Below are 19,336 nucleotides of genomic sequence, written 5' to 3'. Positions count from 1 at the left end.
CGTTGAATGTTTGAAAAAAGAGATGTTCTTTGAACATCTCTTTTAAAATAGATTGCCACGGCTCCTTGCGGAGCCTCGCAATGACATGCTAGGTTATCCAGCGCAGGAGCTTGCTTATGCATTGGATAACCGACGCTGTCATGGCTCACAGAGCAATGACGTGAGTTAGCGCAGTTCCTTCAGCGCCGCCTCATTTTTGGATATAATATCCATCTGCGTTGCGAGCTTGGTGCGTTCGGCGTTCACGACTGCTTCGGGAGCGCCGCTCACGAACTTTTCGTTTGAGAGCTTGCGTTCAATTGAAGCGGCGAATGCCTTGGCCTTCTCAATTTCCTTTTCGAGGCGGGCGATTTCTGCAGCCGGGTCGAGGATACCTTCTAGCGGGATGTAGAGTTCGCCACCGGGAACCACGGCGCTGGCGCTGAACTTCGGCTTCACAGCCTTCACGGCGACACTCAGGTCAGAGAGACCCGAAAGTTCGGTGATGATAGCCATGCAGTCCTTCACGCTGGCTTCCGTTGCGGCGTCGTCCACGCTCACCACGGCGCTGAGCTTGGTGGCGGGGCTCACGTTGTAGCGGCCACGCACGCCACGCACGCTTTCCACCACGGCGAATGCCTGGTCGAATGCGGCTTCGATCTTTGCGTCAATGAGGGATTCGTCGGCCTTGGGCCATGCGCGGCTGATCACCATTTCGCTGCCCTGGAACAGGATGCTGTTGAGCTCTTCGGTAATGAACGGCATCACCGGGTGCAACAGGTCAAGCACGTTCTTCAGCACGTAGCTGAGGATGGCCATGGCGTTCTTCTTTTCGGCGGTGAGCGTTTCGCTGTTGATCACGGCCTTCTTGATTTCCAAGTAGCTGGAGCAGACATCGTCCCACACGAAGCGGTACAGGAACCCGGCGAGTTCGGCGAAGTGGTATTCTTCGAGCATGCGGGTGGCGTCCTTGATGGTCGTCTGCAGGCGGCTCAAAATCCACTTGTCTTCGAGCGCGAACAAACTCTTGTCCATCGGGAGTTCGGCGGCAAGCGCACCGGCCTGTTCCAGCTGCGGGTAAAGGAAGCGGCAGGCGTTCCACAGCTTGTTGCTGAAGTTACGGCCGATTTCGAACTTTTCGCTGGTATTGATTTCGCGGCCATCCGGCTGCTTTTCCTTCTTCACCGGCAGGCGCACGTCCTGGTTGTCGGTGCAAAGGCTTGCCATCACAAAGCGCAGAGCGTCGGTACCGTACTTCTCTTCGATATCCATCGGGTCTACGCCGTTGCCCTTGGACTTGCTCATGGTCTGGCCATTGCCGTCCAGAATCTTCGGGTGGATGTACACCGTGTGGAACGGGACCGTGCCCATGTTCTCCTGGCTGAAGAGCACCATGCGGGCGACCCACAGCGTAATGATGTCGCGGCTCGTCACGAGCACGCTGGTGGGGTAGTAGCGCTTGAGCGTGTCGGTGTTTTCCGGCCAGCCCATGGTAGAATGCGGCCAGAGTCCACTGGAGAACCACGTGTCGAGCACGTCCTCTTCCTGCTTGAGTTCGTGACCCGGTACCGCGTCGGGCTTCAGGTCTTCTTCCTGGCTGCACACGAGGTATCCGCCATTTTCGGCCTTGTAGAAGTAGATGTCGTCGCGGCCGGCAAATGCGGCCTTCAGTTCGTCTTCGCTAGCATCGGTGTGCCAGATAGGAATGCGGTGGCCCCACCAGAGCTGACGGCTGATGCACCAGTCGCGCTTTTCGGCGAGCCAGTCGAGGTACTTGTTGGCGTAGCGTTCCGGGATAATCTTGATCTCGCCCGATTTCACGGCGTTCATCGCGTTTTCGGCGAGCACGTCCATCTTCACGAACCACTGGTCGCTGAGGTACGGCTCAATCACAGTCTTGGAACGGTCGGAGTGGCCCACGTCCATTTCGTGGTCTTCCACCTTGATCAAAAGTCCGAGTTCTTCGAGACCAGCCACCACGGCGTCGCGGGCGGCCTGGCCCTTGAGACCCTGGAACTTGCCGGCGTTCTCGTTCAGGCTGCCGTCGTCGTTCATGATGTTGATCATCGGGAGCTTGTGACGCAGGCCCGTCGCATAGTCGTTCGGGTCGTGAGCCGGAGTCACCTTCACGGAACCCGTACCGAAGTCCTTGTCCACCAAGATAGCGTCGGCAATCACCGGGATTTCGCGGTCAACGAACGGCACCTTGAGCATCTTGCCGATGAACTGCGCGTAGCGTTCGTCGTTGGGGTGCACGGCGAGGGCCGTATCGCCCATGATGGTTTCCGGACGGGTGGTCGAAACGGGGATAAATCCCGAACCGTCGGCCAGGGGGTACTTGAACGTCCAGAAATGGCCCTTCACGTGTTCGTAGTAGATTTCGTCGTCGGCGACGGCGGTCTGGAGCTTGGTATCCCAGTTCACCAGGCGCTTGCCGCGGTAAATGAGGCCCTTCTTGAACAGGTTGAAGAAGGCGTGGCGCACGGCCTTCGCGCAGACCGGGTCCAGCGTGAAGCGCTGACGGCTCCAGTCGCAGCTGACGCCGAGGCTCTTGAGCTGCTTGGTGATACGGGCTTCGTATTCGTCCTTCCACTTCCAGATGCGTTCCACCAGCGCGTCGCGGCCAATGTCGTGGCGGGTCTTGTGCTCGTCCTGGAAAAGGCGCTTTTCGACCACGGCCTGCGTGGCAATGCCCGCATGGTCCGTACCCGGAATCCACAGCGTGTCGCGGCCGGTCTTACGGCGGTAGCGTACCAAAATATCCTGGAGCGTATCGTTGAGCGCGTGTCCCAGATGGAGCGCGCCGGTAACGTTCGGGGGCGGAATCACGACCGAGAACGGTTCGCCCTTTCCGCTGGGTGCAAAACTGTTATTCTCAGCCCAGGTCTTATGCCATCGGGCTTCCACATCTTTAGAATTGTAACGAGTTTCCATAGTGGGCACAAATTTAGTAAAAGGCGAGTGCCGCGGCAAAAGTGTGCAAGGCGAGAAAGCGCGAAAAACTTGTTTTTTGCATTTTCGAGCCGTAGCCACGGACGTCGCAGACGTCAAAGCAATTCATTGCTTTGACATGGCCGAGCCGTACTAAATGCGCCCCAAAGGGGCGCCAAGATAGAATTTTTTATGTCGCCTGATATGGGGTTGCTTGGGGTATGACGTGGGAAAACTTTTTAATGATGCTTTTTTGCGGTGCTGTATTATACGGTGTGTATAATATAGTGAAAAATTTTCTTTAATTCTTGAAAATATTGTGAAAATTTACTAAAAAAGAACATTTTTGTATAATAAAACTATTGACTTGCCTGAGGAAAAAAGATATATTGGAAAGTATGAAATCGGTGCTCGAATATAAGGATTACCACCTGTATATACAGGATTACTACGACGAACGCAAGCGTCTAGGCGCGTTCTCGTGGCGTGAATTTTGTCGGAGCGCTGGTTTCTCGTCTCCGAATTTTCTAAAGCTCGTGGGCATGGGCCAGAGCAAGCTCAGCAAGGTCAAGGTCGATGCGGTGGCACGAGCCATGGGACTCGTCGGATTCGAAATAGAGTATTTCCGGCTGTTGGTGGTGTTCTGCAATGCGGAAAAGGATTCCGTCAAGAGGACTGCCCTGCTTGAGATGCAGAAAATCGCGCTCGAACACAGGGTGCGTATCGTGGACGGAGACGCTTTTCAATATTATGAATCGTGGAAATATCCGGTATTGAGGGAGCTTATCCCGATGATGCCGGGTGCCTGCCCGCGCGATATTGCCGAGGAGTGCAAGGAACACGTGTCGGCGGAGGAAGTCCGCGACGTTTTGGAATTCTTGCTCAAGGCCGGATTCCTGAAGAAGGACGGGGAGAAGGTCTATTCGCAGACGGAGCAGACCGTGATAGGCTCGAAGGAGGCGCTGCCTATCGCAATTCGTTCCATGCACAAGGAGATGGCGAACATGGCCGTGCGCGCCGTGGACCGCTATTCTCCGAACGAACGTTATTTTACCGGAGTTACGCTTAGCGTGAACGAGGAGGCAAACCGGAGAATTATTGCAGAAATAGATGCCTGCTGCAAGAAGGTGCTTTCCATTGCAAACGAGTACAAGGACCAGAATCAGGTTTGTCGAATCAATTTCCAGTTTTTTCCGGTCACCGACAAGGTCAAGGAGGCTCGCCATGCTTAAGAAATTTTTCATTGCCGTAGGGTCTCTTTTGGCGGTGCTCGTGATTGCGTGTTCCAATGGCGGTGTTGAAGATGTCGCAGGAGGCACCATCGATCCCAGTACAATTGCGTTGAATAGTTGTTCGTCGGGGGATGCAGGCGCGCTTAGCAGCAGTCTCTCTGAAACTGAGAACGGGGTGAGTGTGTCGGAGCCGAGTTCTTCGAGTAGTGAGTCGGATTCGAAAATGGTGCAGGACGAAAGCAGCAGTTCCGGTAATGAGAATAATATCAAGCCGATTTTCAGGAGCAGCTCGAGCGAACGTCCTGTTATAGAAAGCAGCTCGGATGAAGGCGAGAATAAAGTTGTCGACCCGATTCCGGTTTCGTCTTCTTCTGAATTACGCGATGGCGATATTGCGCATGCGAGCGATTTCTCCATCCAGTGCGTGGAAAACGTCATTTATGTGAAATTGGATACCCCCGCCGCAGCATCGGATGTCAGTGGCCCTAAGGCGTTCAAGCATGTCGAGGGTGACTCCGTGAAATTTGTCTTGCAGAATGTCTATTTCGCTATCCCTTGCGAGGAAGATGCCCAGAAGCAGTTCCTGCAGGGTGTAAACGAAGGCCACCCGGTTGTCAGTAGTGAAGGCGATACGCTGTACGTGGCTTTTAGCCGGAGCAAGGGCTGGGATTACGGTTGTGGATGTGCGGCGAAGGCCACGTTCACGCTCGGCAAGGCCTATTCCGGTATCAACTACATGGCTTTTGACCAGAAGGAAACTCTTCCGGTAAAGGATAATTAAAAGAAGGAGGCTAACATGAAAAAGATACTTGCAACAGCTGCGGCCCTGTCGCTCATGCTCATTGCCTGCGGGGACGATTCGTCTTCGACGGCACCTGACCCGTCGGCCGGTAACGAGAGCTCGTCTTCTGCCGAGGTTGCCGAATCGTCTTCGACTGAAAAACTCTCGTCGACTGGAGCGCCTGAATCTTCATCGTCGGTTGCGTTTCCGGTCGAATCGTCTTCGTCTGTGTCGGCAAAAAGTTCGTCGTCTGAGGCGAAAGTCGCGGACAAGCACCAGGTCGTAACGGACGCCAATGCCCAGTGCCTTGCGAAGGGCATGGGGGACGATCCTATGCTGGATGGCGGTTCGGATACTGGTGTGAGCCGATCTGTCGACGGCGATGAAAAATTACCTCCGGTTGTCTACCGCTATGTCGGTACCGAACGGACCGGCTTTACCATAGAAAACCTTTCACTTACCTGCGGCATCGTAGTCGATACGCTCGATGTCGATGTGTCCGGCGATACGGTTTACGTGAAGGCTAAATTCGACAACACGAATGCGCAGCGGTGCATTTGTAATTCCAAGGTGGACTTTGCCGTGGAAAACAATGAAGCCTACTGGCGTGCGACAGTTCTCGTTTTCGACAATGTTGCCGGTTCAAATCCGAACATCATGGAAATTGTCGAAATGAGCGTGGTTACGGTTGAAGAAATAACGGGGCACAAGCTGGCGAAGGATATTAAGCTGGAATGCAAGAACGATAGGCAGACAGCTAATGCGCCGGCGCTGGCAAGCAATTCATTTGTCATGGACCCGATTGATACGACGTCGACCAAAGTGGCCGTTGCGGGCCGTAGAGTGGGCGACGATGGCTTCGATACCATCGTCATTCTTGAAGTGATGATGCCTTGCGCGATTGTTTTTGAAAGCTTTGATGTCTATGCGGACAATGGAACGCTGTATGTCAAACCGAAAGTCGATCCGGACAGCCCGATAACCAACTGCATCTGCCCGACGCGAGTGTCCTTCAAGGTGGAACAGAACGAGGCGTTCTCCAATACGAATTATCTCGTGTTCGATGGGGGAGAGCCGATGCCCTTGGCGAAAGCTATTCTCGTGGATGCTTCCGATTTGGATGGTTGATGTTCGACTTTAATTGAAGAAGGAAAATAGATATGAAAAAGTATTTTGCATGTGCTGTGCTTCCGCTTATGATTGTTGCCTGCGGGGACGATTCGTCTTCGAATGCCAAGACCGGAGATTCTGGAAAGCCGTCTGAAAGGGCTGAAATTGCCCACGCCGGGGAGTGTGGTGCCTTTACGCCTTGGGACGGGGAAGGCGAGGCATTCGTTGTAGGCTCGAAAGGTGGCGGCTTCCAGGTTCTTCTCCCGAAGGTGCGTTACGATGTTGAATTATGCAGTGAATGCCTGTACGAACGTTCCGGCGATACCCTGCATATCTGGAATTCGGATTCGACGAGAGAAGCTTTGAACTGGTTCTGCACTACGGACTTTACGTTCGATATCTCCGATGCGGATGCCGATATCAAGTATTTCAAGTATGAGAATGCGGTCTTCAAGGTTGTGGATGGCCCTGTTCCGGAAAGGATTTCTTCGGGCATGGCCGTCTCTTCTTCCAGCGAGAATCCGTCTTCTAGCGAACCGGCCGAATCCTCCAGTTCGCAGGGTGGGTCGTCTGCAGGGCTGCCGGACTTGTCGTCCTCGAGTATTGCGTCGGGCTCTTCTTCGAGTGCGCAACCTGCTGGGAGGGTGACCCAGATGGCGACTCATGTTGGCGGCAAGTGCCTCGATAAGGAAGGTCCCGATGATCCGATGGTCGATGGCGGTGCCGATATGGCGCTTCCCCCGGTGGCCACTATGGTCTTGGAAGACGGTTCCAGCTTTGCAACTGTTGTTGTGGAAAGGGTGAAAATACCTTGCTCTGAAATCGGCGGATTCGCGGGTATGCTCAAGCAGGTCCCTCTCGACAGCATCGAGGTGACGGCGGCCGGCGATACGCTCTACGTGAAGCCGCTGATGCACGAAGATGATGTTTCCGACGGCTGTGCTTGCCAGGCGCAGGTCTACTTCACTATGAGGGCCGAAGGTGCCTTTACGCAAACCTCCCTCCTGGTCATGGACGACAATCTGAATCTGGGCAACAGGATGCGTATCGCAAAGGAAACTGTCGAATCGGAAGACATGAAGCAGCTGAAGATGACCGGCTACTACAAGGGCCAGTGCCTGAATGGTTTTTCGGAGAACAACCCGAAGGTGATGGCTGCCCCTGCCGCGAAGGATCTCCCGACTGCGACCTTGCTCTACAATCCCGATGGACTTTCCATCGTGGAACTGAACAATGTCGAGGATTACTGCGATATCGAGGCGAAGGTTTCCCAGAAGGTGAAGGACGACACGCTGTTCGTGGACTACTACGACATGGGTGCCGTATCCAAGTGCGTTTGCACCTTCGATAAGATCAAGTTTGCGGTTGACGAGGAAAATACCCATGTGGCGTTTTTCTCGTTCAAGTCGGTGCTGTACCGCCTGCAGGGTATGGAAGTTGTCGACTAGAAAGGCTGGGAGCGATTACACTCTCCCGGCAAACTGGTTGCTGAACAACAGTAGCCCTGATACAAAAATCACAAGTCCTCCAGCAAGAGTCGCTGCGGTGTAAATGTTGGCTGCCAGACGGGTGTGCGCACTTCCTTTGTCGATTCCTTTGCGAAGGGCTACGGCTGCGATACCGAAAGTGATGTTGGTGATGGTCATGCCAATGCAGATGACAAGGGCGCCCAGGAGTGAAAGTGCGACCATAGAGTTGAGAAGGCAGAAGAGGACTATTAGTGCGACTGCCGGGCAAGGGACAATGCCCGTGATGGCTGCGACTCCGATAATTTCGCGCCAGCGGGCTGTGGGGGGTAATGCGGCCTCTGAAGGTGTTTCTTCATGCTCCTTTTTTTGTTGCTTGAAAAAGTCGCGGATGCCGAGAACGACAAGCAATATCCCGGTTAGCATGATAAGGGCGTAGCTTGCCTTCTCGATGCCGATGCGGCCCGTTTCAAATGCGGTAAATACGGTTGCCTTGAATATTGCATATAAAATGAATAGAAGCAAGACGGCGCTCATTGTGTGGGTTACGGTAATCCCTGCTCCGAGTGCAACTCCTTGCCGCCAGCGTCCGCGCCTTGCGATAAAGTAACCGACGACGATGGATTTCCCATGTCCAGGGCCGAGTGCGTGCAACATCCCATAAATAAAGCAGATGGCGAGAAATTTCCAGATGGCGTTCCAATCGCCCTGCTTCATTGCCGTGATGGCGGATGTCATCTTTTCGCGCAGGACTTTTTGCGCTTGAGCGATTGTGGAAAGAAACGACGAGCCGGAAGCCTGCTTGTCTGTGACTGCGACGGGCGCTGAACTAGCGGTGTCTGCTTTTATAATCTCCGTAGTGGGTGCGGATTCTGTTCCGTTGATGTCAAAACGTTTTTTTTTGACCGCGGCGGATGCGGCCATGGCCAGCAGGCAAATCAGTAGAATAACGAGAGACTTCTTCAATGGGATCGTCCTTTTCCTATATCGAAATACAATTTAGGTTTTGGGAGAACCTTGCATTTGACGCCAAGTCCGTTTTTGGCTATATTTGCGCCACAACGCTCGCGTAGCTCAGTTGGATAGAGCAGCTGCCTTCTAAGCAGCGGGTCGTGGGTTCGACTCCCGCCGTGAGTATGAAACTCTGGATGCCGATGGTGTCCAGAGTTTTTATTTGTTCAGAGCCTTGTTGAGGGTGGCACGGAGGTGGTTTATGTTCGCTTCGTCGAGGGTCTCATAGCGGTAGATGGTCCCGTCCTCGAGTACCAGATAGAGCACGGGAACGTACCCGTTGCCGTAGATGGGCCCGAATTTCTGGTTGGTGTCCTGGAAAACAGGAACGACGACCTTGAACTGGTCGATGAACATGCGGATGTCGTTTTTCTTGATGCTTCCGCTAATCGCGATGGCGATACCGGTTGCTCCCGATTTTTCATACTCCTTCATGATTCCCTGGACTTCGGGGAAGTGCTTTTGGCAGTGGGGGCACTTGGGGCTGAAGTAGTAGATGAGCAGCGGGCGCTTGGAAAAGTGGCTAAAGAGGATTCCCGGGTCGCTGACCCCGCTTAAGGGGATGCTGAAGTCCATTTTCATGGTTGCACCGGTGGAATCGGTCATTGGAGTGATATTGGCTTGCTGGGGCTGGGGCGCGAGCTGGGCGAATGCGATGCCCGAGGCTACTGCCGCAATGCTCAAAATTCGTGCAAAAAAACGCATAGGAACTCCTAAAATTCGTAGAAGGAACGCTATCGTTCCTGTTTGGCTTGTAAAATATCAAAAAAAAGGCGGTAAAGTGTCACGAAATTGCAAAATATCTTCATTAGACCTGCCGATTAGGGCGATTTTTCGCGTTTTTCTGCTTTATATCACACTTTCGGGCGGTTTTTGAATACATTTGGCTGGATTTTGATGATGGCGCAGATTGCTATCTTTGTATCGTTATTGACTGAGGTTTTAGAATGATTGTATCTTGGATGACCACCAACAAGTGTAACCTGACCTGCAAGCACTGCTATCAGGATGCGGGCGAGAACAAGGCTGCGGAACTCACGACCGCAGAAGCTTTGAAACTGATTGATGAAATCGCGAAGGCGGGGTTCAAGATCATGATCTTTAGCGGTGGCGAACCCATGACCCGCCCGGACATTGTGGATCTTGTCGCGCATGCCTCGAGCAAGGGACTTCGCCCGGTATTCGGTACCAACGGCACGCTCATCACGCACGACCTTGCCTTTGAACTCAAAAAGGCCGGCGCGATGGCCATGGGCATCAGCATCGACAGTATTGACCCCAAGCGCCACAACGACTTCCGTGGCCTCCCGGACGCATTTGAACTCACGATGATGGGCATCGAGAACTGCAAGGCGGCGGGCCTCCCGTTCCAGATTCACACGACCATTATGGACTGGAACCAGAACGAGATTTTCGACATCATGGACTGGGTCAAGGAAATTGGCGCGGTGAACCACCAGATTTTCTTCCTGATTCCCGTGGGACGCGGCAAGGAAATTGAAGGTCACGCCCTGCGCGTCGCCGAATACGAGGGCCTCCTCCGCAAGATTATGGAAAAGAGCCGCACGCTCGGAATCCCCGTGAAGCCGACCTGTGCCCCGCAGTTCCTGCGCATCGCGGACCAATTGGACATCAAGACCCGCTACAGCCGAGGCTGCCTCGCCGGCATTGACTACTGCATCGTGAGTCCCATCGGTAAGGTGCGTCCCTGCGCCTACATGATGGAAGAGGCGGGCGATGTGCACGATACTCCATTCGACGAAATCTGGGCGAACGCCGATGTGTTCAAGAAACTCCGCACCAAGGCATACTCCGGTTCTTGCGGCAAGTGCAAGTTCAATGACCGCTGCGGCGGTTGCCGCGCCCGTGCCGCTTACTACCACGACGGCGACTACATGCAAGAAGACTCCTACTGCGCCTACGGGAGAGGGCTGTGATTTCTGCAGACGACGAAAAGTTCATGCGCATGGCGCTTCGCGAGGCGCAAAAGGCTTTCGACGAGAAGGAAATTCCCATCGGTTGCGTCATCGTGAAGGACGGCGTGGTGATAGGGAAGGGCCACAACCAGATCGAGATGCTGAGGGACGCCACCGCCCATGCAGAAATCCTTTCGATTGGAACGGCGGCGAGTCATCTTGAAAACTGGCGTCTAGACGGATGTACTTTGTATGTAACGCTCGAGCCCTGCCCGATGTGCGCGGGGGCCATCCTCAATAGCCGTGTTTCCCGCGTGGTCTACGGCTCCCCGGATACCCGTTTTGGTGGCTGCGGAACGACTATCGACGTGATTGCGGGTAACGCTCTCAAGCGCGAGGTCGAGGTGGTGGGGGGAGTGCTTGCCGATGAGTGCCTGGGCCTGCTGAAGGCGTTTTTTCAGCGCATGCGGCTCGAAAAGGGCGATTCCGGCAACAAGGGCCCCACGTAAGCCGGTCTAATATCTATATTCAGAACATGAATTTTATCAAGTCTTTTTCATGCTCTGTAGCACTCGCTTTTCTTTGTTCTTGTGACAGCAATGATGTTTCCTTGGCGTTCAATACCCAGAATCCGCCTGTCCAAAAATATTTCATAGAGTCCTCTTTGGACGCCCTGTTGCCGGTTGATTCCGCAAATCCGAACCCGGAATCGATGCAGACCCGCCTGAACGTCCAGGCGACGCTCTCCGAACTGGTTGCGTACGATAACGGTTCCGGTCGGTTCGAGATGAAAATCGATTCCATTCAATATAAGAGCGATAAGCGGACCGTAGAGGATTACCTCTATATAGAGAAATATCTCCTAACGCAGCATTTCCAGTACAAGATGGCCTCGGATGGAGCCGTGAGCGAACCGGCCGTTGAAGATGTTGCCTTGCAACCGGGAACCGAGGAATTGAATCTGCTCAAGCTGTTCATGAAGGTGCAGCCGATTCTTCCGGGAGGTCCCGTGAAGGTGGGCGAGACCTGGAAGCGTCCGGTGGAAATTCCGGAGAAGGGCAAGACGACAGTCGTTTATAAGTCTTTTACCCTCGAGGAAGTGTTTTTGCATGATGGCGTCCAGATGGCAAAAATCGGGATGAACGTACAGTACAAGGAAGTCGCGGATTCTACGTCGAATGTCCGGATGGAAAGCGACGACTTTATTGTCGGGACGGGCTCTATCCTCTTCGATATCACGCACGGGATTGTGTCCTCGGTAAATCTTGAACTTTCGGGGCATTTGAACGTGAACGATATTGTCGCGGGCTACGAGGTTCCCAACATGCGCGTCATTCAGAGAATCAAGCTGAGGAGTGAAATCTGATGTTTGTCCGGCGTATAGGATATGCTGTGGTTTGGTGCGTGGCCGTTCTTGTGGTGGCGGGTTTTGCCGGTGAAATGCCGTTCCCGCATCCGACCGAAGGCGTTGTCCGCTTGACGGAAAAGGATAGCCCCTATATTCTAGAACAGAGTGTCGTCGTTTCGGTCTCGGACACCTTGGTTGTCGAGCCTGGAGTGACGGTCCTCATGGGCGAGTATGCGAAACTTACTCTTCGCGGGCCGGTCCGCATCCTCGGGACGGAGACGAAACCCGTCACGTTCAAGAATGCGGATTCTAGCGGCAACTGGAATGGAATCCATTTTGTCTCGTCTAATAGGCCGTTCGAAGTCAAGAACCTGGTGGTGCAAAACGCCTTTCGCAATACGGTGTTCCGTTCCCGCGGTATTTTTGAAAATGTGCATTTTGTGAACAATTACTACGGCCTGTGGATTGACGATGTTACAGAAGTATTCCTTTCACGCTGTGATTTTGTCCGCAATCGCTTTGCTCTTTCTGTAAGGGCGGGCAAGGTGCTCGCTGCCGATACCAAGATTTCCGGCAATGTCTATGGCCTCTATCTTGAAGCGGGCGGCGACTACAATGGAGATCTTGCTCTCATCAAGGGAAATCTTGAGGCGGATGTCCGCAAGGAAGCCGACGAACTTTCTCGTTCCGGCAAACACGTGAACCGTAGCATCTGGCATGCGATCGAGACTGGGTTCTAGGGGGAGCGCGTGGAAGAGTCTTTTCGTCGAGCTATAAGGAAGATGACAGGGGTGAGCGTTCGCTTGAACGATAGCCCTAACCGCTCCTCCATGGTTGCGGATCTTTCTCAATCGATGATGGTCACTTGGTCTATAGCTCTTTTTGAGCATATGGATGCGCTCCTGAACAACCTGGAAGAATCTGTCGGCGGTTCGGAACAGATTTCGTATAGCGAGACCGCGTGGAAACTCTGTGATGCGGGGTTCCCGCAGATCATGGCCGATGCGAACAAACTTTATGATGAATTCCGCGCCAAGTGGATCCAGCGATTCTCGACGGAAGAGGTGATGCGTCTGCTTTTGGAAGGGGGCGATTTCTTGCATCATGACGAGGAAAAGGGCTGGGCGCTCACGGTCAAGAACAACAAGCAGGATATAAGCGCTTTCTACTCGGCGACGATCCATTTGCTGGTGAGCGATGCCGAACCCTTGTTTGTCCGCATGCATGGCCGCGTGATGCAGCTGCAGGAAAAGCTGTGCAAGTATTGGCATGCCGAGAGTGCCGTGGATGCGGTCTCGAAACTGCTCCCCTGCCTAGAATCCTCGCTCCGCGAAAAAGAAAATACGATCGTGGTGTCCTTGCGCAGTTCGCTCAATGCCCTTGCCAAGAAGCGCTTTGCTGCGGCTTTCAACACCAAGGGGGCTCCGCGCTATTATAGTTCTGCGGCCTCCTGCGCTCGAAATGTGGGACGCTTCTGGAACCCGCATTATGCTTACGAGAATGGTTTTCTCGCTTTTACGGATGATTTTTGCGACTACGCCCGCGGACTTACTATGCATGTCATTGAATGGTACCGCGACAAGTGGTTGCTTTTTCTCCGCGGATTCTCCCGCGGTCAGTTGAACCTTTTTGAAACAACGGCCTCGATGGAGGCCTAAACTCAAGGAATAAGATGAAGAACGCTTTCAACTCGATTCTCATTCTCACGGTTGTCGGACTTGCGGTCTTGGTTGCCGGCGCTGTTTTCTTTGGAGCCCCGCTCTTCGGCTGGATTATCATGATGGCGATTTTCGCCGTGTTCGTTATCGACCAGTTCAGGTTGCTTTCGGCTTTGAAAACCATGAGCTCGGATGAGGATGGGTTTGTTTCCCGCCGCCTGAGTCAGGCCCGCGAATTGCTCGGCAGGGGGGTGCGCCTGGATTCTGCGATTGCTTTCGAGGTGCTTTCGAACAATTCCTCTGTTCCGGCTCCGAGAAGTTCGGGGGGTACGGTGATTCTCCTTGGCCTTATGGGAACTTTCTTTGGTCTCATGTATTCTGTTGCGACCGCGGGCGTTGCCATTGACAATTCTACGACCCAGGGGACTCTCGATACGATCCAGGTTCTCTTTGGCAACATGAAGGGTATTTTCGGTACGAGCCTTTGCGGCCTCTTCGCGGCTCTCGTGCTTGGTATTTCGCGCGGGCTTTTCCTCGGTTCCCGCGAGGCCTTTATTGCGCGCTTGGATTCGCTTACGTTGGATTTGCAGGGAGAATCTGCTGGTGAAAATGAAAAGAGCAAGGATGAGCTCGGCCGCCTCTTCGATGCGGTCGAAAAGAATCTTGCCCGCGTGGCGGAGTCTGTGCAGCAGGGCCTGAACGGTGTTGTTTCGAAGGTGGGCGAGGAACTTTCTTCGACAACGTCCAAGTTGAATTCTGACCTCGGCTCCATGGTCTCGAAACTGGAGGGTTCTCTTGGAAATCTGGGTAGCAGCGTCGGCAATGATGTCGCGAATGCGCTGGGTCCGATAAACGACTACATGAAAAACCTGCAGACCTCGGTGGAAGCATTGCCGTCCAGGCTTGACGACAAGTTGAACGGAATCTCTTCGAGTCTGAATTCCAACTTGAATGCTATTTCCTCCAGCGTGAAGGAAGGTCTTTCGGGTGTTGCTGCATCGACCGAAAAGTCGATGGATGGCGCTGTAAAGAACATTGCGGATTGCGTCTCGGCTCAAGTCAAACAGTCTGACGAACAGTGGAAAGCCTTTATGGATAAACTTGCGTCTGAAAGTTCTGCGAGTACGGAATCCCAGAAGCAGGGCCTCGAGACACTCAAAAATGTCGCCCTTCAGGTGGCCGAGAAGGCGCAGGCGGGTTCTGCTGAACTCAGCAATTCCGTTGCCGAAAAGCTTTCGGCGCTCTCGAACGATATCCTTACCGCATTCCAGAAACTTTCTGAAACGTCGGCGACACTCCTCGAAGCCCAGAAGGCTCTCACCGAAAGTATCGACAATCGCGTGGTGAAGGAGAAGGAAGCGACCGACGCGCTTGGCGGAAACATCGTCGAGACGGCCGAACTCATGCGTGTGAACCAGAGCGAACTTAGCGCGAATCTCGAAATGCTTCGTGCGGGCCTCGAGACGATTCTCGAGAAGCTCAGTGGCGATACGGCGGAACACGAGGAAGAAGAAAACTTCGTGGAACACCTCAACCAGTCCCTGGAAGCCTTCCACGAACGCGCAAGCGAAGTGCTCGTGGAAAATGCCGTCAAGACGCAGGAAATTCTACTCGAGGTGCTGGAACAGGCTCAGCGTGCTTCCATTGCACACAACGCTCCGAAGGCCGAGGGCTAACCTATGCGTCTGCGTCGCGACGAGAATACCAATCCCTGGATGGCCTATACCGACCTCGGCATAGCTTTGGTTTCTCTGTTCATTCTTGCGTTTGTCGCCATGGCGACATTGAAGGAACAGAAGGCCGAAGACCTTACGCGAACCGAGGAAGAAGTTCTCAGCTGTCAGGAAGAAATGCGTAAGATAGCGAGCGAACGAAATGCGCTCCTGTCGAAAAGTTTGCAGACATCCATCGAGGCGGGACTCATTGCTCTTGACGACGGAAAGATTCAGATCCAGGCGTCGTTCCTTTTCCCGACGAGCGGTGCCAACCTGACCGAAGAAGGCGTTTCCGTCATCAAGGGAATCAGCAAGGGGCTCCTGGATGCGCTCGACACGGGCGATGTCGTGATGGTGAGCGGTTTTACCGACGATACTCCGTTCAGTTCCAAGGTCAATTACACGAACTGGCACTTGTCTTCGGAACGTGCAGTGAACGTCGTGAAGGCGCTGGTTGCACAGGGGTTCCCGCCCGATCGCATCTTTGCGGCGGGATTTGGCGAATTCCAGCCCAAGTATCCGAACGATACCGAGGAACACCGCCGCTTGAATCGCCGTGTGGAAATCGGTGTCACGCCACTTAGACGAGAGAATTTCCACTGATGAATGAAAGGGTAGAATCCATACGTCGATCCGTCGATGCCATCCGCAAGTCCGGGACGCTCCCGCACTGGCGCTTGGTCTATGCCGACAAACTCCTCGAGCGAGCTTGCGACTATATCGCGATTGACAGGGAACCCGAAGCGAAGATGATGCTGGGCAAGCTTGCTCGCTGGGTGGGGTCGCATACGCCTATGGCGAGCGGCAAGACGTCGGATTCGCGGATCCCGATGGTCTTCTGGAAACCCGACATGTTGCGCGGAACTGTCCAGCAGATAAGAGATACCCTTGTCCGTAGGAAGATGCTTATTCCGCCTACGGAGCGTTCGTCCATTCAACGTCGCCTCGACATGGTGGAAGATTGGATTTCGAAGGGCAAGTGCCTGGAAGCGCATCGCGAACTCGTATCGCTTCGCGGTACACTTATCGCCCGCTTGCGCCGTTCGTTCCGCGCGCGCCTTGTTGCGTCGACTGATTACCGTGGCGGAGTGCTGGTCCAGCCTGCGGGTAGTTTGGTCGGCCCTTACAACTCGCGTCATACGCTCGAGGAAATGTTCCAGATCGTGGGCGAGAGGGATCCTATCTGGATAGAAGATTTTCTTGATGTCTACAATGATCTTTTCCGTATTGCGGAACGCCTTGTGCCGCAAGAAAAGAAGTAATGCGCTAGGCGATGTTGCCTATAACCAATGATTGGGAGGGATGCTGTGGAATGTAGAATCTTGATGCGTTTTATCGGCAGCCACGCCGATTTGGAATCGGTTTGGAACGAAATTCTGGAGCGTTTTCCGGAGGCTGACTTGCCGAATGCTGATTCGGGCGACTGGTATTACGTGAATGACGTGATGGTGGACGAATACGAATGCCGCTTCGAGGAACTTCCTGAGGAAGAGCTTCTTGCGATGGATGGAAGCCTCTTCGTGGAAGAAGACTTTCCCGAGGAATTCCTGACGGAGTTGATGGAACGCAATGAACGCGTTTATGGCGTGTTCAAGTGGTCCTCGATGGAAGTTGGAGTTGGTTGCGGAGCAAGCGAAGCCTGGGGCGAATTTACGGCCGATTTTGTTGATGATTACTCCGACGAGGCGAACGAAATCTCCGAGGCGGTCCTCGGTTTTTAAGTCTGCTTCGTTAATATAGTTTGCTTCGAACGGCATTTCGCACGCTCACACATAGCAAAAACCGCCTGGACTTGCATCCAGACGGTTTAATTTTTGCATTTTCTAGTAACTAATAACTAGTGACTAGTAACTGCGGCGGAGCCGCTTACGTTTTATCTTCGCCGCGGAGCATGATGACCTTGCCCGTGCGGATGTATTCGACAATCTCGAACTTCTGCAAGAGGCTCTTGAGCGTGTCGACCTTCTGGCTGTTGCCCGTAATCTGGATAATCATGGACGTGGCGGTCATGTCCACGGTATTGGCGTGGAAATGGTCGCACAGCTGCAGGATTTCGGTACGCTGGTCCGGAGTGCAACGCACCTTGATGAGTGCGAGTTCTTTCTCGACGGCGTCCGTGCCGGTATGGTCCTTTGCCTGCACAACGTCCACGAGCTTTTCGAGCTGCTTGATAATCTGCATCAGGATCTCGGGATTGCCGTGCGCGATGATATTCATGCGGCTGAAGTTCGGGTCAAGCGTGGGGGAGACAACGAGTGAATCGATGTTGTAGCCACGGCGGGAGAACACGAGGGCGATACGCACGAGCACGCCCGGGCGGTTCGCCACCAACAAACTAATGGAATGTCCTTTATCGATCATGGTAATGTCCTCCTGTTAGGTCGATCCCGTGGGTTTTTCAAGTTTGGCCTTGGGTGCTTCCGTAAGCATGGCGGTAAGCGGTGCGCCTGCCGGAATCATCGGGAACACGTTGTCTTCCTTCTCGCATTCGCAGTGGATGAGGATCGGACCGTCCTTGTATTCGAGCGCCTTCTGGATTACGCGTTCGGCATCAGCGGCGCGCTTGATGCGGAGCCCCGGAATTCCGTAGGCTTCGGCGAGCTTCACGAAGTCGGGGTTGCCCATCATGTCGACGCTAGAGTAGCGGTGGTCATAGAAGAGTTCCTGCCACTGGCGCACCATGCCGAGGTATTTGTTGTCCATCACGAAAATCTTGATGGGGAGCTTGTGGATGGCAGCGGTCGCGAGTTCCGCTTCGGTCATCTGGAAACCACCGTCACCGCTGAAGCTGAGCACTGGCCAGCCGGTCTCGTTGCCGAATGCGGCGCCGATAGCGGCGGGGAAGCCAAAGCCCATCGTGCCTGCGCCACCGCTGGAGTGCAGCTGGCGCGGATAGTTGATGTGGAAGAACTGTGCCACCCACATCTGGTGCTGGCCCACGTCGGTCGTGACGATGGCCTTGCCCTGCGTGAGTTCGCTTGCGGTCGCAATCACGTGCTGCATGCGGAGTCCGCCCTGCTTGGGGTAGGTGAGCGGGAAGCGCTTCTTCCAGGTCTGGCAAGTCTTGATCCAGTCGGCTGTATCGAGCTTGTGCACCATCGGCAAAAGCTGTTCCAAAACGAGCTTCGCGTCGCCGCACATGAACACGTCGGGCTGCAGAACCTTGCCTTCTTCGGCGGGGTCGATGTCGATGTGCATCTTGATGGCGTCCTTGCAGAACACTTCAAGCTTGCCGGTAATGCGGTCGTCCCAGCGGCTGCCGATAGAGAGAATCAGGTCGCAGTCGAGTACGGCCTTGTTGGCGTACACGGTGCCGTGCATGCCGAGCATGCCGAGCGAAAGCTCGTGATCAACGGGGAAGGCGCCGAGGCCGAGCATGGTGCAGCACACCGGGGCGCCGATCTTTTCGGCGAGTTCCTTCACCTGGCGGCTGGCCCCGCTGATCATGGCGCCGTGGCCCACGAGCAAAAGCGGTTTCTTGGAATTCTTGAGGTATTCGGCGGCCTTCTCGACGCTCTCGGTAGAGGCGTACGTCGGAATCTTGTAGCCGGGCAAGTCCATCTGGTCGGTGAAGGGTGCTGTGCAGGGGCCTGCGGTCACGTCCTTGGGCAGGTCGATGAGCACAGGGCCCGGGCGGCCAGTGCGCGCGATGTGGAAGGCTTCCTTCATCACGCGCGGGAGGTCGTTGGTATCCTTCACCAGGTAGGAATGCTTGACGGCAGCGAACGTCATGCCGCTGGTGTCGCATTCCTGGAAGGCGTCCTTGCCGAGGTTCGGGGTCGTCGTCTGTGCGGCGAGCACCACGATGGGGCTAGAATCCATGAGGGCTGTATAAATACCGGTGAACGTGTTGGTTGCACCCGGGCCGCTCGTCACGAGAGCGACGCCGACCTTGCCGGTCTGGCGTGCGTAGCCGTCGGCCATGTGGGTCGCGCCCTGTTCGTGGCGGGAGAGGACTACCTTAATATTGGAATCGAGAATCGCATCGAACATCGGGATGGCGGATCCACCGGGATAGCCGAAAATGGTGTCGATGCCTTCGCGTTTGAGGCATTCGATAATCACTTCGGCGCCGCTCAAAGTCTTGTTTGCCATAATTTTTCCTGTTTAAGCGTTTGGATTTTTAAAATTTGTGCTGAAAATATAGAATGTAGGCTTGTCTATGGCAACGGATAATTGGTAATTTAAT

The 19,336-nt window shown here is 54.2% G+C and carries 18 protein-coding genes and 1 tRNA gene; 14 read left to right on the top strand and 5 right to left on the bottom strand.

Features of this window, described 5'->3' with window-relative positions; genetic code table 11:
• Positions 1-165 precede the first annotated feature (165 nt).
• The gene (locus B4A77_RS04955) at positions 166-2,913 is read right to left on the bottom strand and encodes a valine--tRNA ligase (protein WP_290738837.1); all 2,748 of its coding nucleotides are present in this window, start codon (positions 2,911-2,913) and stop codon (positions 166-168) included.
• A 395-nt stretch (positions 2,914-3,308) separates the two neighbouring features.
• Between B4A77_RS04955 and B4A77_RS04950 the strand changes: the two genes are divergently transcribed.
• Genes B4A77_RS04950 through B4A77_RS04935 form a run of 4 tightly spaced genes read left to right on the top strand, consistent with a single transcriptional unit; the run spans position 3,309 to position 7,481 of the window.
• On the top strand, positions 3,309-4,142 hold the full coding sequence (locus B4A77_RS04950; protein WP_290726928.1) for a TIGR02147 family protein: 834 nt from the start codon (positions 3,309-3,311) through the stop codon (positions 4,140-4,142).
• Positions 4,135-4,923: a hypothetical protein gene (locus tag B4A77_RS04945; RefSeq protein ID WP_290738834.1), complete on the top strand. Its 789-nt coding sequence runs from the start codon at positions 4,135-4,137 to the stop codon at positions 4,921-4,923. Before B4A77_RS04950 ends, B4A77_RS04945 begins: the two co-directional genes overlap by 8 nt.
• A gap of 15 nt (positions 4,924-4,938) precedes the next feature.
• On the top strand, positions 4,939-6,051 hold the full coding sequence (locus B4A77_RS04940; protein WP_290729194.1) for a hypothetical protein: 1,113 nt from the start codon (positions 4,939-4,941) through the stop codon (positions 6,049-6,051).
• 32 nt (positions 6,052-6,083) lie between these two features.
• On the top strand, positions 6,084-7,481 hold the full coding sequence (locus B4A77_RS04935) for a hypothetical protein (protein WP_290738833.1): 1,398 nt from the start codon (positions 6,084-6,086) through the stop codon (positions 7,479-7,481).
• Positions 7,482-7,496: 15 nt separating this feature from the next.
• Here B4A77_RS04935 and B4A77_RS04930 read toward each other — a convergent pair whose 3' ends face one another.
• On the bottom strand, positions 7,497-8,465 hold the full coding sequence (locus B4A77_RS04930) for a nickel/cobalt transporter (RefSeq protein WP_173366580.1): 969 nt from the start codon (positions 8,463-8,465) through the stop codon (positions 7,497-7,499).
• 97 nt (positions 8,466-8,562) lie between these two features.
• On the opposite strand from B4A77_RS04930, the gene B4A77_RS04925 reads away from it, so the two are divergent.
• Positions 8,563-8,636: transfer RNA gene (locus B4A77_RS04925), tRNA-Arg, on the top strand.
• A 33-nt stretch (positions 8,637-8,669) separates the two neighbouring features.
• Here B4A77_RS04925 and B4A77_RS04920 read toward each other — a convergent pair.
• A complete protein-coding gene (locus B4A77_RS04920; RefSeq protein WP_173366579.1) occupies positions 8,670-9,215 on the bottom strand; it encodes a TlpA family protein disulfide reductase in 546 nt (181 codons plus the stop codon).
• A gap of 242 nt (positions 9,216-9,457) precedes the next feature.
• Between B4A77_RS04920 and nirJ2 the strand changes: the two genes are divergently transcribed.
• The 9 genes from nirJ2 to B4A77_RS04875 all read left to right on the top strand — a co-directional run bounded on the left by nirJ2 (position 9,458) and on the right by B4A77_RS04875 (position 16,868).
• Positions 9,458-10,447 carry a putative heme d1 biosynthesis radical SAM protein NirJ2 gene (gene nirJ2, locus B4A77_RS04915; protein ID WP_290738830.1) on the top strand — a complete coding sequence of 330 codons (990 nt, stop codon included), beginning with the start codon at positions 9,458-9,460 and terminating at the stop codon, positions 10,445-10,447.
• Entirely contained in the window at positions 10,444-10,935 is a 492-nt protein-coding gene (gene tadA, locus B4A77_RS04910) for a tRNA adenosine(34) deaminase TadA (protein ID WP_290738828.1), read from the top strand. Before nirJ2 ends, tadA begins: the two co-directional genes overlap by 4 nt.
• 155 nt (positions 10,936-11,090) lie before the next feature.
• The gene (locus B4A77_RS04905; RefSeq protein ID WP_290738826.1) at positions 11,091-11,792 is read left to right on the top strand and encodes a hypothetical protein; all 702 of its coding nucleotides are present in this window, start codon (positions 11,091-11,093) and stop codon (positions 11,790-11,792) included.
• Positions 11,792-12,514, top strand: a complete 723-nt coding sequence (locus B4A77_RS04900) for a hypothetical protein (protein ID WP_173382571.1) — start codon at positions 11,792-11,794, stop codon at positions 12,512-12,514. The genes B4A77_RS04905 and B4A77_RS04900 overlap by 1 nt, the downstream gene beginning before the upstream one ends.
• 114 nt (positions 12,515-12,628) lie before the next feature.
• Positions 12,629-13,432 carry a hypothetical protein gene (locus B4A77_RS04895; protein ID WP_290738823.1) on the top strand — a complete coding sequence of 268 codons (804 nt, stop codon included), beginning with the start codon at positions 12,629-12,631 and terminating at the stop codon, positions 13,430-13,432.
• A gap of 14 nt (positions 13,433-13,446) precedes the next feature.
• The gene (locus tag B4A77_RS04890) at positions 13,447-15,108 is read left to right on the top strand and encodes a fimbrial protein (protein ID WP_290726909.1); all 1,662 of its coding nucleotides are present in this window, start codon (positions 13,447-13,449) and stop codon (positions 15,106-15,108) included.
• 3 nt (positions 15,109-15,111) lie between these two features.
• Positions 15,112-15,750, top strand: coding sequence for an OmpA/MotB family protein (locus B4A77_RS04885; protein WP_173365417.1), 639 nt, complete (start codon positions 15,112-15,114; stop codon positions 15,748-15,750).
• Entirely contained in the window at positions 15,750-16,409 is a 660-nt protein-coding gene (locus B4A77_RS04880) for a hypothetical protein (protein WP_290738821.1), read from the top strand. Before B4A77_RS04885 ends, B4A77_RS04880 begins: the two co-directional genes overlap by 1 nt.
• Positions 16,410-16,454: 45 nt before the next feature.
• A complete protein-coding gene (locus B4A77_RS04875; RefSeq protein ID WP_173382568.1) occupies positions 16,455-16,868 on the top strand; it encodes a hypothetical protein in 414 nt (137 codons plus the stop codon).
• A 145-nt stretch (positions 16,869-17,013) separates the two neighbouring features.
• Here B4A77_RS04875 and ilvN read toward each other — a convergent pair whose 3' ends face one another.
• Together ilvN and ilvB are read right to left on the bottom strand one after the other, a co-directional pair.
• Positions 17,014-17,508 carry an acetolactate synthase small subunit gene (ilvN, locus tag B4A77_RS04870; protein WP_173365414.1) on the bottom strand — a complete coding sequence of 165 codons (495 nt, stop codon included), beginning with the start codon at positions 17,506-17,508 and terminating at the stop codon, positions 17,014-17,016.
• A gap of 15 nt (positions 17,509-17,523) precedes the next feature.
• Positions 17,524-19,242 carry a biosynthetic-type acetolactate synthase large subunit gene (ilvB, locus tag B4A77_RS04865; RefSeq protein WP_290726904.1) on the bottom strand — a complete coding sequence of 573 codons (1,719 nt, stop codon included), beginning with the start codon at positions 19,240-19,242 and terminating at the stop codon, positions 17,524-17,526.
• Positions 19,243-19,336: the final 94 nt, after the last annotated feature.

Source organism: Fibrobacter sp. UBA3718 (assembly GCF_002371935.1).
Classification (GTDB): Bacteria; Fibrobacterota; Fibrobacteria; order Fibrobacterales; family Fibrobacteraceae; genus Fibrobacter.
Note: the sequence above shows the minus strand (reverse complement) of the source record. Positions and strands in the feature narration are given on the sequence as shown.